The following is a 14,122-nucleotide window of genomic DNA, read 5'->3' as shown; positions in this document are numbered from 1 at the left end:
TTACTTCTCTCTTTCTATACCCAGTTTTTTCATTCTTGCTTCTAAAGTAGTAGGATTAAGGCCGAGTATTTTTGCAGCCCCTTTTTCGCCACTCACTTTCCAATTAGTATTATTCAGCACACTGATAATATGTTCCTTTTCTACATCCTCCATTTTTTGTAAAGATGCTTTTCCATTTGAGCTTGTATTTTTTGCTGCCGGAATCCAATCACCGTATTCAAGAGTGTTAGTATTAGTTAATATCAAAGCTCTTTCGATAAGATTCTCCAGTTCACGGATATTTCCAGGCCAGTCGTATTGCATCAATGCATTAATAACTTTATCAGAGATGTGTTTGATATCCTTAGCCATTTTGCCTTCATATTTTTTTACAAAATGTTTTATCAGCAAAGGGATATCTTCTTTGCGATGACGTAATGGAGGTGATATGATTGGAAAAACATTCAGGCGATAGAACAAATCCTCCCTGAATTCTTTTTTCTCAATAGCCTGCTGCAGGTTACGGTTGGTGGCAGCTATTAACCGTACATTTACTTTGATGGTTTTGGGATTGCCTAATCTTTCAAATTCACCTTCCTGTAATACCCTTAATAATTTAGCTTGCAATTCCACCGGCAATTCGCCAATCTCATCTAAAAAGATGGTTCCGCCATCAGCCAATTCAAAGCGGCCGATCTTTCTTTCCATAGCGCCGGTAAATGCGCCACGTTCGTGACCGAATAATTCACTCTCAATTAAATTAGCAGGCAATGTAGCACAGTTAATTTTTATCAGGGGCCTTTTGCTTCTGTTGCTGATATTATGTACAGCCCTTGCCAGCAATTCTTTTCCGGTACCACTTTCACCTAAAATTAAAACGGTGGCATCTGTGGAAGCTACCTTTTCAATTTGTTGCAATACTTTATGAAAGTCCTTGCTCTTACTAATAATGTCTTCAAAATTATACGTCAGTTTTATTTCTTCCTGTAAGTACTGATTTTGCGCCTGCAGCCTGGCTTGCTCTTGTTCCATTAAAACTTTATCAGTAATATCAAGAAACATGGTACGGGTAAATTCGCCGCCCTTGTCCGGGTTTGACCACCATTGAATCCACAACGGTTTGCCGTTATCAACACGCCGCATTTCTAATACCACACCACTGGTATCTGTACCACGGCCAACTGATTCAAATGCTTCTTTCATCCGGCGTTGTGCATCAGGTGTATCAGGCGCCATCGTTTTTCCATAAGTATTCGGTACATCTTCAGGCCTCACACCTAAAATTCTTAATGCTGCCCGGTTAGCTTTTATGAATTTTGAATCCAGGCCTTCATGAACATAGGCAATTGGCGCTTCTTCAAAAAGATCACGGAAACGTTCTTCACTTTCACCCAGCATTTTTTCCAATTCTATATTAGCAAGTCGTAATTTTTCCTCTGCCTTTATCCGGTCAATCTCAGATCCTGCCCGTGCAGCAAATATTTTTAGTATAGAAGTTTGATTCTGGCTTTCATTCATCGGCTTATTATCTAACGCCGCAATATGGCCAACCACTTCATTAGATGCAGGACTGTAAATGGGAACGGCAATATAAGACTGCATTCCCTTTTCTTTTGGAAAAGCTTTTTCTAATTCATTAGCACAGAAATAATCTTTGCCCTGCATTACAATTTCGCAAGGTGTGCCTTCCAAATCGTACTCGATATTTTCTAATGGAGTAGTATTGTCCACAAAGGAAATGGTACGTAACCTCGTCTTTGCTTCATTAGCACATTCAGTTACCAGCGCATATTTTACACCCAACGTAAGCGTAATATATTTTGTAAGTTCTTTAAAATAATCGTAACCAACTTGATTAGAAGTGGCTTCAGAAACTGTACGCAACAATTCTTCTTCCATCTTTCTTTTGCGGATATCTCGTACAATACTGCAGGTAAACTCCTCTCCCTTATATTCAATAAAATTACCTGTAATTTCTACATCGTATAAATAGCCGGTTTTATGTTTGTGTTTTGCTTCAAACCTGAATTTTCTCTCTTTTTTAAGCCGTTGCCAAAATTCAGGAAAGTCCATTACAATTTCAGAGGGATTAATATCATGCACCTTCATCTTTAGCAATTCCTTTTTGGAATAGCCGGTCATTAAACAGGCTGTATTGTTTACATTGAGGATCTCTCCATTAGCATTTACCCAGAAAACGCCTTCCTGTAAATTTTCAAATGTAAATTGAGAAAGACTTAGATCTTTCTCAAAATCCAATAAGGAAGTTTTTGCCATTGCAGTAAAATTTGAAAAACTAATCCGGTTTGTTGCCGATAAAAATAATAATAAATTGCAAGGTATTTTAATTTAATATCCGTCGATGTCAGTGCAACGACAAATTTTTGTGACTGCACAAGGCTATTACCTGATTTGACAAACCTTTGATTAGCCTGATTTGTAAAGGTTGTTGTTGCATTTCCATGAGTAATAAAATCATCGGAATTATTGCAGCTATTTTTATTGCAGATTGTTCCAAAAGCTGTGGCCTTAAATCGGGAACAGGAAGGGATTTTATTAAAAACTTATAACCTATTGCATCAGATTCATATCCGCCACGGCGGACGGCAGTTCAAGTCTGCTCACCGGTACAAAATAAAGCCTGAATTCTTTAGAAGAATCCAGGCTTTATTATTTTGAATACACCATATCTCCAATTGTAATGATAAAGTGAACTTGCAAAATACCCGACGAAATATCACACTTAGATTTTGCTGCTGATTGGGAGGATGAATAATTAAATTTCCTGCAAGGTATCAACCTACGGCAATTACTTTATTGTTATCGAGATCTTTTATACAAAAACAACGGTACCAATAATACCCCCACCCGGAAAAAGGGCGGTACCATCATCCAGTATACCCGTTATAGTTAGCTTAACGCCTGGGTCAATTAGTAAACTCCCTAAACCTCCCACTTTTACATTTCGTAATGTTTGGTTAGTTTTAATTTGCAACTTACCATCAAGTATCTCAACATCGTTGGTGGATGGCAGCGTACCGCCGCCGGTTTTAGCTAACACTATGGATCCGTGCCGGGCATTAACCGTGGTCAGGCCCGTATATGTATTGGCTCCGGACAATGTTAATATCCCTCCCGAAGAAGTAGTTGTTTTAAGTGTTAGCTTTTTGCCTGCTCCGCTGATAGGTGCGCTGATATTCATTGCACTACCTTCTTCGCCATTTAGCAGCACAATATTATCTACGTTGTTACCTAACACCATTTCCATCAGACTTACAATGCCCGAAAGTCTGTTTTTAATAAGAAGAGTGTACGGTGGAATATTTGTTCCTGAGCTTAATATCACATTATTAATGCCATTAACAGTTGCTCCATTTAGCTGCAGCCTTCCGGTTCCTGCCACCGGGCTGGAGTTCCCGATAGTTAAATTACGGGTTCTTGCTGATAAGCTAATTGCGCCAAGGGAGAGATTTCCGGCACTCATATTAATTCGTGCTGAAGTAGCCGTGCCGGTATTTTTAAACTCGGCAATATCAGTTGGCAACCATGCTCCGGCGCCGGTAGCGGGTGTCCAGTTTGAGGCGGTATACCAGTCATTGGAGGCACCGGCATTTGTCCATTGTTTTATCATAATTATAGTTTTAGCTTTTTAACAATCTTTTCCTTTATTAACGTGTAAAATAATTTTAACTATCATTGAATGCCTGGCACAATAAACATTGCAAAACGGGGCAAAAGTATTTTCGTTTACCCTGCTGCGTAAGTAGCATTATTTTTTAGAATAAAAATACAGCCAACAGATAAAGCAAGATGCTATGATGCTTATTATTCAACTACCACACTGTTCTTGCATCACAAAACTTGCTGCACCTGAAAATGATCAATGCCACTAAGTATTAATTGCTCTTTCTCCGGAGTAATAAGACGTTTTACATGCATCAGTTGTAACTAAAAACGAATAGTACAATTCGGTATTGATAATACTTTGTTTTTAACTTGTGCCTCTGAGGAAATTAAATATATATAAAATTATCTAAATATTAATAAAAGAATGATAAAAACTTAAAAAAATGTTGCAGTTTGATGATAAATAATTGACGTTGATAAATTACAGAAAAAAAATCTCCCCGTTTAAGTCACTTATACCCACTGATCATAACGGTTTAGAACCGCGGCATAAACTTACAATTTTTGTCTGTTTTGCCAGCAGGTCCGGCAATAACACTTTCAAAATTGCTACACCAAAAGTTTCGGCAAAAAAGATAAAATCTTCTATAATCTGATTAGGTAATTCTCTGCTCCCGGTAATAAAAAGCGCTCTTGCAGAAATTTTCCAATAACCTTTTACCCGGTATCCGTTCTTTTAAAGTTGTGCACCTTCGGCATTGGTAATCCGGGTGCTGTTAAATCCACTTTACTTTCAAATGTAAGAACCACTTATAAAGCGCTATTCATTTTTAATGCAACAATCATTCTATAAAGCATAAATTCGTTTTGCCTAATAACTACAAACTATGATAATAAAAAAACAATTCTGCCTGCCTCTTTTATTGATTATTTATTTTACAGGATTAGTAAGTGTATGTTTTGCCCAGGATATAAAGATCAATAATGATGCAGGCAATAAAAAGATCGTATTTGGAAACAAAAAAATAAACGTAACGCTTGATTACGATAAAAAAATAAATGTTTCCCTGTTGCAGGTAAATGGCCAGCAGGTTATAACGGGTGATCAAGGTATCTATTCCACTATCAAAACAAAAGATGCAATGTATTCAACTTTGCATCTCACAGCGGTACCTTCAGTAAAGATTACCAATAATACAATCAGGATTTCGGCAATTACCTATGGCGATAAGGATTTGACTATAAATGAAACCTGGACTTTTATCATCACCGAAAAAAATATCCGGTTTGATATAAACAGGAATTTATCAAAGTCAATCATCGCCGAGCAAATGGCGTTACCAGTATTTATGTTTAGTAGTATCGATACCTGGGAAGGTGCCTACCAGGATTATGGCGGCCTGGCGTGGTTCTATCTCTTTAATAAGAAACTGGATACTTATGGCGTACACAGCAGCACATCACAATTCTGGAATAGCAAAACCGGCAATGGATTAACTGTTGCAGTTGATGCTGCAGGCAGGCAGGCTGTAATGAGCTATAGCCGCACTGCAGAAAATAAATTAGCTTATACTATTGCTATTGATAAAAAAGAAATAGCCCCCCGTTTTGATTCTGGTACTAACAGAAGACTATTCTTACGTGACAGGGATGATGTGTGGGCACCTGTTGCAATGAGCGCCGGTGAAACAAAACAAAGTATCACACTTTCTTATTTTGATTTTAAAGAGCAATTTGGCCGCGGAAACCTGGTTGGCATAAACGGCGAACAGGTAAATGCTGTATTAAATACTATTGCAAGAATTGGGGTGATAGATAAACAGCATTTTGGTGGCAACAGCTGGCATACACCTTATGGCCCTATCTGTTTGCATGAACAGTATATTGCACAAATGGGCCTTGCTATTAATGATAAAAATTATTTAAACGGCTACCAGCAATGCCTGGATTTTTACCGTGACAATGCTATTAAAGCAGACGGCAGGGTTTGGCCACGCTGGGCTTACAGCAACGAAGATGCCATGCCGGATAAATTTACCGATAAAGGTTTTTATGAAGCACAATGGGGTTATTTATTAGATGCAAACCCGGATTTTGTTACCAATGTTGCAGAATTGTACGACCAGACAGGCAACACCACATGGATAAGAACACAACAACAATCCTGCGAAAAAGCATTGAACTGGATACTGCAAAGAGACAGTAACAATAATGGGCTTGTTGAAATGATAACGGATAATCATACTCAAAAAAAAGGCAGCGATTGGATAGACATCATCTGGGCATCTTATGAAAATGCTTTTGTAAATGCCAAGCTTTATCATGCATTGGTGTTGTGGGCTGATATAGAAAAACAATTGGGCAATACCACAAAACAAAAATACTACCAGGCGTTTGCTGAAAAACTAAAAATAAATTTTAATAAACCCATTTCTGCAGGAGGCTTTTGGGATGATAATAAAAAATGTTATATCCATTGGAGGGATAAGGATGGTTCTACCCATGGGAACAATATGGTAACGCCGGTAAATTTTATGGCGATTGCTTATGGTATTTGCGATGATAGCAACAGAACAAAAACAATACTGGATGCAATAGAAGTGCAGATGCAGAAAGAACAACTTTTCTTCTGGCCGCTTTGCATGTACAGTTACACTAAAGGCGAGGGCAACGACTGGCAATTTCCATTTCCTAATTATGAAAATGGTGATATTTTTTTATCATGGGGATCGGTAGGTGTAAAAGCCTATGCGGCTTACAAACCTGAACTTGCTTTGAAATATGTAAAAAATGTACTGGCGCAATATGCAAAAGACGGGTTAGCCTTTCAGCGATATGGCCGCAATAAACAAGACGGACTGGGTGATGATATCTTATCGGGCAACAGTCTTTCGGTAGTTGGTTTATACCAGGCCATTTATGGTATCAACCCTTTGTACAATCGTCTTTATTTGGAACCGAATATTACTGAAGATTTACGGGGCACGCAGGTAAAATATAATTACAGAGACCAGCAATTGCTGATCGATCTTGATATGAATAAGTATGCTGTATCAAATGACAGGTTTAAAATTATGTCTGCAACTAACTTCGGTTTCTTTAGCAATGCCAATGAACTGCTTTACTTTAAAGGTAGTAATGATATTGCGTCTTTAAAAATTACTACTGCAGCAATGAGCAATTTAACTATTGATATGCAGTTATGTGAAGCTGATCAAATCAAGTGGACACAATCTTCAAAAGACATTAATTCAGGTAAATTGATTTACCAGGTGAACGGCGTAAGACCCAATAGTTTTTACAGCATTTTTGTAAATGGTAAAATAAGCAACCGAATAAAAAGCAATGCTGCCGGATCATTACTATTTAACTACAGCACTAATAAAAAGGCCGATGAGATATTAGTTTTGAATAAATAAAATTGCCCCTTACAAAGCAGCCCTTAACTAAGCCTGTTTAATTTTGTAACAGTTGCCGGATTCTATCTGTTACTTTTTCTGCATTGGGCAACATCTCTTTTTCCAATGCAATATTCATTGGCACGGCAGGTAAATTCAAAGCACCCAAAACGTCAACCGGTGCATCTAAGTATTTAAAACAGGCCTTGCATATTCTGCCTGCCAAAGCTTCTGCAAAAGAATTATTTTGTTGTTCTTCGGTTACAATTAAACATTTACCATGTTTTTTTACTGAGGTAAAGATCAGTTCTTCATCCAATGGAAATAAAGTTCTCAGGTCAATCACTTCAATTTTACCTGCAAAATTTTTTGCAGCAGATTTTGCCCAATACACCCCCATCCCGTAGGTAATTACACAACAGCTTTCTCCTTCTTCAATACAATTATCATTTGCCTGTAGAATAATATTGCCTTTGCCCAATGGAATAATATAATCAGCTGACGGTTCAACAGTTTTAGCATCTTCTGTGCCTGGCACTTTACTCCAGTATAAGCCCTTATGTTCCAGCATTACTACAGGGTTAGGATCAAGAAAAGCCGCTTTCATCAATCCTTTCATATCTGCTGCATTAGAAGGGTATACAATCTTAATTCCCTTAATAGAAAGTAAAGTTGTTTCGATACTGCCACTATGATAAGGCCCGCCACCGCCATAAGCGCCAATGGGTACACGAAGTAAAGTCTGCACCGGAAATTTACCACAACTCAAATAACAACTCTTACTGATCTCGGTTACCAGCTGATTCAATCCCGGATAGATATAATCTGCAAACTGCACTTCTACTATTGGTTTTAAACCTACTGCACTCATACCAACGGTACTGCCAATAATATACGCCTCCTGTATTGCCGTATTAAAAACCCGATGATCGCCAAACTGTTCAGCTAATGTTGCTGCTTCCCTGAAAACGCCGCCCAGCCTGCGCCCTACATCCTGCCCGTATAAAAGTGCTTCAGGATATTGTTCCATAATTTCTCTTATGGCAAACAAACCGGCATCTACCATTAATATTTTTTCTTTGCCTGCAGGAGAGCGTTCGCCTTTTTCTTCAGTAACCGGTGTAGGTACAAAAACAAAATCGCTTACTGATGATGGATCAGGTTCCGGCGCAGCAATGGCTGCATTAAAATCATTAGCAACAGCTACAGCAGTCTCATTTTCTATTTGTATTAATTCATCTTCTGTAACACCAAGTTCTGCTAATTTTTTTCTCAGTTTGGGGCCCGGGTCATCCATAGCATGTTTGGCCAGGTCTTCTTCAGTTCTGTAAAATTCTTTTCGCACACCACTGGTATGATGCCCCAACAAGGGCACTTTTGCATGTACCAAAAAGGGATGCCTTTCTCTTCTCACTTCTTCCACTACATTTTTCATCACTTCATAACTCTGCAAAAAATCGCTGCCATCAATGCTGATCCTGCTGATGCCTTTTAAACCCTTTACCATTTCACTGGCATTGGTGGTCCTGGCTTCATCAGATGTTACACTGATACCCCAACCATTATCCTGCACCAAATAAATAATGGGCAACTGGTGTAGGGCTGCAAACTGAAAGGCTTCGCTTACTTCTCCTTCTGTAACCGATGCATCGCCTAATGAACAAATGACAACAGCATTTGTATTGGTTACTTTCAACTCTACATTATCAACTCTCAACTTTTCCAGGTATTTTATGCCTTGTGCAATACCCGTAGTAGGTATGGCCTGCATACCGGTGGCACTGCTTTGGTGAATAATATTGGGTTTATCATCGCCGCGGTAATTGGGGTGCGAATAATATTCCCTGCCGCCTGTAAAAATATCATTGCCTTTGGCCAGTAATTGCAGCATCATTTCGTAAGGTGTAAATCCCAATCCCAGCAACATACTTTCATCACGGTAATAAGGGCTCACATAATCGCAGGGCAATAATTGAAATGCTGCAGCCAGTTGAATCGCTTCATGGCCTCTTGAAGTGGAGTGCACGTATTTGCAAATTGGACGGTTGGCTTCATAGGTTACTGCCATGGCTTTGGCAGTACACATCAGGCGGTAAGCTTTTAATAAAATTTCGGTGGCAATCATTGGTCAAATGTAAAACATAATTGTACATCTACTCATCCGGCTGGATATTCCTGTCTAATTATCCATTATTAAAAAAGCTGCCGTAAACAGGCAGCTTATATACTAACTTTAATACTATATATTATTTCTCCTTCTCTTCTACATCATCCTGGCAATTATCCGGCTTCATATCTGCAATGGCTTTTTCACCATTGGATTTTACCACTTCTGTCATCTCCATTCTCTGGCGGGTGATGGAGCTTTTAATAGAACAACTTACATAATTGTCCTTGCCTGCTTCCACTTCAACAGTTAAAGAGGTTTCTTTCTTCAAAATATCCACGCCGCCTTTTTTAGCCTGTAATTCATGAGTACCCGGCGATACCGGAATTTTAATATATTTTGCGTTGCTGAGCTTACATATTTTTTTGCCGTCTAAAAACACTGCATAATTGGTTAATGCAGCTCCCCACTGGCCTGTGCGGTAAACATAAATATAACTGCCGGTGGTTTGTGCCGATACTTTAAAGCAGCATAAAACTGCTATAATAAGAATGGTAATATTTTTCATTTATTTTTATTTGATTGATTAAAGAACGGACCATCAACTGTACCCTTCCAGGATCACCTTCAATTATTTTACTTCTACCGTAAGCAAATTATCTTTTTCTAAAAATGCTTCCAGTACATCACCCACTACACACTCCCCTACGCCGGCTGGTGTACCAGTGAATATCAGGTCGCCGATGTTTAGAGAAAAATAATTGGAGATATGAGAGATCAAAGAATCTATACTGAAGATCATATTACCCGAATTGCCTGTTTGCACCAGTTCTTTATTTTTAAAAAACGTGAAGCCGATATTCTTCCGGTTCATGGCTGGTGTAACATCGATAAATTTTCCTACCGCAGCAGAATTATCAAATGCTTTCGCCTTTTCCCATGGCAGGCCTTTCTTTTTTAATTCATCCTGTATATCACGGGCTGTAAAGTCTATACCAACGGTAATACCATTGTAATAATTAGATGCATGCCTTTCCTGGATGTATTTACCATTTTTACAAACACGTAAAACCAACTCACATTCATAATGCAGTTCGTTGCTGAATTCCGGATAGTAGAAAGGTGTATGGCTCTGCAGCAATGCACTTTTCGGCTTCATAAATATTACCGGCTCCTCGGGTATGTCGTTGCCAAGTTCCTTGGCGTGGTCCGCATAATTGCGGCCTACACAAATTATCTTCATTTAGTGCTTTTTTAGAGGGATAGGTTTCAAGAGCGAATATAGGCAAATAGCATATAAAAAACAACAATGTGTAGCAATGACACCAGTTATGGTTTTATAGAGCTGTTATTATAGGCACTCATGGTTTGATCAATACCCGATGCAATAAAACTTTCTATAATATCAATACACTTTTCTATTTTCAGTAAAATGGTGGGTTCTTCTGCTTTAAGCCATTTACCTAATACAAAATCGGCCTGCATGCCTTTGGGATAATTGTTACCTACGCCAAACCGTAGTTTAGGGTACACATCGGTGCCTAAAACAGCCTGGATATCTTTTAATCCATTATGCCCGCCGGCACTCCCTGCGGGGCGCAACCGTATTTTATCTAAAGGCAATGCCACATCATCTACAATGGTAAGGGTATTCTCCACTGCTATCTTTTCTTTGTCCAACCAGTATTTAAAGGCTTTACCACTAAGGTTCATGTAAGTGGTAGGACAAATGCATACAATTATTTTTCCTTTCCATTTTACTGTAGCAACATAGGCTAATCTGCCTACTTCAAAATTACCGCCGTGTTTTTTTACAAAAGCATGTACTACATCAAAGCCGATGTTATGACGGGTGTTGGCGTATTCTGCACCAATATTTCCTAGACCGACGATTAAAAATTTAGACATGTATCGTGAGTTGTGAGTCGTCAGTCGTGAGTGGTGAGATCTCAATGATCAGTCGCCGGTCTTCAGTCGTGAGATATAAATTTAATAAATGATCATTTTACTAAGTATCTGAAAGGTCCTTACAAGCAATGTACCTGTTTCTTTTAAATCTTCCTTTCTCATATAATTCAATTCAACAGCCAAATCAAAAATAGTATCCACTTCAATTAAGGATCCCCTTGAAATTTCGTAAAATCTTCTTCTCTCAATAGCCGATTTCCTGGAACTGCCCTCTGCTATATTCAATTGAATTGACAATGCCGCTCTTCGTAACTGTTGCGTCATATTAAACCGCTCATCAGGTGGCAACAATTTCGAAACTTTATAACACGATAACACCAAATCTTTCCCAACAATAAAAACATCAAGCCTGGTATGTGCTAATTGTAAAAACATAAACTGAGCTTTTGATTTGCCTGAATGGCTTATTTCTCAGACTTAAATTCATACAATCCCGTTGCATTAGATTCAACCCGGCATACGCCATTCACGACTCACCACTCACGACTGACGATTCACCACTCACGGGGTCTTAAATTAACGTATCAAATATTTGTTGCAGATCGGCTTCTGTTTTTATTAAAACATCCCTCGCTTTACTACCCTGGTTCATACCAACAACTCCTGCTGCTTCCAGCTGATCCATTAAACGGCCTGCACGGTTGTACCCCAGCTTCATTCTTCTTTGTAACAAAGATGTACTACCCACCTGGCTGGCCACAATTAATCTTGCAGCATCTTCAAATAGTGAATCTCTGTCGGTAAGATCAGCACCTTTTGCCTCCAGTTCTTTTTCATCAATGTATTCCGGTAATAAAAATGCTTGTGGGTAGCCACGTTGTTCACCAATGAAGTCAACAATTTTATCTACTTCCGGGGTATCAACAAAAGCACATTGCAAACGTACCAGCTCTCCATTATAACTGATCAGCATATCGCCTTTACCAATTAACTGCTCGGCACCACCGGCATCTAAAATAGTACGGCTATCAATTTTGCTACTCACCTTAAAAGCAATACGTGCCGGGAAGTTGGCCTTAATAGTACCCGTAATAATATTTACGGATGGCCTTTGTGTGGCAATAATTAAATGTATACCCACAGCTCTTGCCAGCTGCGCCAAACGGGCAATCGGCATTTCCACTTCTTTACCTGCAGTCATTATCAGATCTGCAAATTCATCCACCACCAACACTATAAAGGGTAAAAACTGGTGGCCTTTTTCGGGATTCAATTTTCGGGCTGCAAATTTTTCATTGTACTCACGGATGTTTCTGCAACCGGCTTCTTTCAGCAGATCGTAGCGGTTATCCATTTCAATACACAAGGCATTTAATGTATGCACTACTTTTTTAGTATCGGTGATGATCGCATCTTCCTCTCCCGGCAATTTTGCCAAAAAATGTTTTTCTATCGCTTTATAAATACTCAGCTCTACTTTTTTAGGATCAACCAAAACAAATTTTAATTGCGATGGGTGTTTTTTATATAACAACGAAACCAATATTGCATTTAATCCCACCGACTTACCTTGCCCTGTTGCACCCGCCATCAGCAAATGCGGCATGCTGGCCAGGTCGACAATAAAGTTTTCGTTGTCGATCTTTTTACCAATTGCAATGGGCAGAGAAAAATTATTATTCTGGAATTTTTCTGAAGACAATAAGGTCTTCATACTTACAATTGATTTTTTGGCATTGGGTACTTCAATACCAATAGTGCCCTTACCGGGTATAGGTGCAATGATACGTATACCTAATGCAGCAAGGCTTAATGCAATATCATCTTCCAGGTTTTTAATTCTTGAAATACGCACCCCGGCTGCAGGAATAATTTCATACAATGTAACTGTTGGCCCCACAGTGGCAGAAATCTTCTGTATCTGTATATCGTAATTTTTAAGTGTATTAATGATCTGGTTCTTATTATTTTCCAGCTCAGAATTGTCCTGTACAATTTTATCACTGCCATGATTTTCCAGCAGATCAAGTGTAGGATATTTATAATCACGAAGATCTAAAATAGGGTCGTAAGGTTTTGCATTGGGCAATTTAGGATTTACCGGCGCTATTTCTTCTTCCACAATTTTATCGGGCACTGTTTTAATTTCCAGTTCCAGCGGTTCAATATTTTTATCTTTTAGCTTTGGTGTTATCGTTACCGGTTTAATAGTTTCTTCAACCGGTATTACTAATTCTTCTTTTATCTCTTCTTCATCTTCTGCCTCTTCTTCAATTTCAGGTTCGTCTTTTTCTATCAAAGTAATTTCATGATTCAGGGTATTATTATCCGGTGGCGGAGTAATTAAAACATTCCCTTCTCCTTTTAGTGCATTTATTTTAGCAGTTGCATTGGTGGTGTTTTCATCTACAGGCCATTCTACAGTTTCTGCAATCGCTTCCTCTTCTGCAGGCATGATATTATTGTCGGCAGGAATAAAATCTTTTTTAGAAGGTAGTTTAAATACTGGATTAAAACGCCAGATGATATACGACAATACAGCTACCACCAACACGCCGATCGTTCCAACCTGGCCGATGGTTTTATACAACCATTCTTTTATCATATCCCCCACTGCGCCACCCCATGGAAAAGCCTGTCCGTTAAAAACAACTGCGGCCGCTACACTTATTACAGGTAAGCCAACAATTAAATATTTAATGTTCCTGGAAACTGAAAATACCTTTTTGCCAAAAAAGAGATTTACGCCAATTACAAAAAAGAAAGTACAGATGAGGTAACTGGCCACACCAAAACCTTTGCGAATAAAAACTTCTGATACAAAGGCCCCAAAAGTGCCCAGCAGGTTTTGCACTTTAATATCGTTGGCCAGCAACATGCGATAGCTGAACTTATCCTGGTCTTCGGCCCAGGTGAATAAATAGGAGGTAAAAGCCACAAAAAGCAGGATTGCGATCAGTAATAAAATGCTACCGGCAATTTTATGGGTACGTTCATCCTGAAGTAATTGCTTTACTTCCACCGTTTCTTCCTTTTCCTGTTTCAACTGTTCAGGCTTTTCGGCTTTTGTTTTTACAGATTTTGTTTTAGTTGCCATTAGCAA

The 14,122-nt window shown here is 38.8% G+C and carries 9 protein-coding genes; 1 reads left to right on the top strand and 8 read right to left on the bottom strand.

The features are described from left to right. Complete coding sequence (locus ACQ334_RS03160; protein WP_430986713.1) at positions 1 to 2,256, bottom strand: sigma 54-interacting transcriptional regulator; 2,256 nt, start codon at positions 2,254 to 2,256, stop codon at positions 1 to 3. Positions 2,257 to 2,812: 556 nt separating this feature from the next. Then, positions 2,813 to 3,610 carry a hypothetical protein gene (locus ACQ334_RS03155; RefSeq protein ID WP_430986712.1) on the bottom strand — a complete coding sequence of 266 codons (798 nt, stop codon included), beginning with the start codon at positions 3,608 to 3,610 and terminating at the stop codon, positions 2,813 to 2,815. An 883-nt stretch (positions 3,611 to 4,493) separates the two neighbouring features. Between ACQ334_RS03155 and ACQ334_RS03150 the strand changes: the two genes are divergently transcribed. Further along, the gene (locus ACQ334_RS03150) at positions 4,494 to 7,025 is read left to right on the top strand and encodes a hypothetical protein (RefSeq protein WP_430986711.1); all 2,532 of its coding nucleotides are present in this window, start codon (positions 4,494 to 4,496) and stop codon (positions 7,023 to 7,025) included. A gap of 37 nt (positions 7,026 to 7,062) precedes the next feature. On the opposite strand, the gene ACQ334_RS03145 is transcribed toward ACQ334_RS03150, so the two are convergent. The 6 genes from ACQ334_RS03145 to ACQ334_RS03120 form a co-directional block, all read right to left on the bottom strand. Further along, on the bottom strand, positions 7,063 to 9,129 hold the full coding sequence (locus ACQ334_RS03145) for an alpha-ketoacid dehydrogenase subunit alpha/beta (RefSeq protein WP_430986710.1): 2,067 nt from the start codon (positions 9,127 to 9,129) through the stop codon (positions 7,063 to 7,065). A gap of 121 nt (positions 9,130 to 9,250) precedes the next feature. Next, the gene (locus ACQ334_RS03140) at positions 9,251 to 9,679 is read right to left on the bottom strand and encodes a DUF2846 domain-containing protein (protein WP_430986709.1); all 429 of its coding nucleotides are present in this window, start codon (positions 9,677 to 9,679) and stop codon (positions 9,251 to 9,253) included. A gap of 63 nt (positions 9,680 to 9,742) precedes the next feature. Then, positions 9,743 to 10,354, bottom strand: a complete 612-nt coding sequence (locus tag ACQ334_RS03135) for a fumarylacetoacetate hydrolase family protein (RefSeq protein WP_430986708.1) — start codon at positions 10,352 to 10,354, stop codon at positions 9,743 to 9,745. Positions 10,355 to 10,440: 86 nt separating this feature from the next. Continuing rightward, positions 10,441 to 11,019: an aminoacyl-tRNA hydrolase gene (gene pth, locus ACQ334_RS03130; protein WP_430986707.1), complete on the bottom strand. Its 579-nt coding sequence runs from the start codon at positions 11,017 to 11,019 to the stop codon at positions 10,441 to 10,443. An 81-nt stretch (positions 11,020 to 11,100) separates the two neighbouring features. Next, positions 11,101 to 11,454, bottom strand: coding sequence for a four helix bundle protein (locus ACQ334_RS03125; RefSeq protein WP_430986706.1), 354 nt, complete (start codon positions 11,452 to 11,454; stop codon positions 11,101 to 11,103). A 136-nt stretch (positions 11,455 to 11,590) separates the two neighbouring features. Beyond that, positions 11,591 to 14,116: a DNA translocase FtsK 4TM domain-containing protein gene (locus ACQ334_RS03120; RefSeq protein WP_430986705.1), complete on the bottom strand. Its 2,526-nt coding sequence runs from the start codon at positions 14,114 to 14,116 to the stop codon at positions 11,591 to 11,593. Positions 14,117 to 14,122: the final 6 nt, after the last annotated feature.

Origin of the sequence: Ferruginibacter sp. SUN106 (assembly GCF_050611765.1) — a bacterium.
GTDB lineage: Bacteria > Bacteroidota > Bacteroidia > Chitinophagales > Chitinophagaceae > Ferruginibacter.
This window is presented reverse-complemented; position numbering and strand designations above follow the sequence as displayed.

Bases quoted from the DNA above. Each gene is read 5' to 3' on its own strand.
- ACQ334_RS03155 (WP_430986712.1), bottom strand. From the start codon at position 3,610: ATGATAAAACAATGGACAAATGCCGGTGCCTCCAATGACTGGTATACC.
- ACQ334_RS03120 (WP_430986705.1), bottom strand. From the start codon at position 14,116: ATGGCAACTAAAACAAAATCTGTAAAAACAAAAGCCGAAAAGCCTGAA.
- ACQ334_RS03145 (WP_430986710.1), bottom strand. From the start codon at position 9,129: ATGATTGCCACCGAAATTTTATTAAAAGCTTACCGCCTGATGTGTACT.
- ACQ334_RS03125 (WP_430986706.1), bottom strand. From the start codon at position 11,454: ATGTTTTTACAATTAGCACATACCAGGCTTGATGTTTTTATTGTTGGG.
- ACQ334_RS03160 (WP_430986713.1), bottom strand. From the start codon at position 2,256: ATGGCAAAAACTTCCTTATTGGATTTTGAGAAAGATCTAAGTCTTTCT.
- ACQ334_RS03150 (WP_430986711.1), top strand. From the start codon at position 4,494: ATGATAATAAAAAAACAATTCTGCCTGCCTCTTTTATTGATTATTTAT.
- ACQ334_RS03135 (WP_430986708.1), bottom strand. From the start codon at position 10,354: ATGAAGATAATTTGTGTAGGCCGCAATTATGCGGACCACGCCAAGGAA.
- pth (WP_430986707.1), bottom strand. From the start codon at position 11,019: ATGTCTAAATTTTTAATCGTCGGTCTAGGAAATATTGGTGCAGAATAC.
- ACQ334_RS03140 (WP_430986709.1), bottom strand. From the start codon at position 9,679: ATGAAAAATATTACCATTCTTATTATAGCAGTTTTATGCTGCTTTAAA.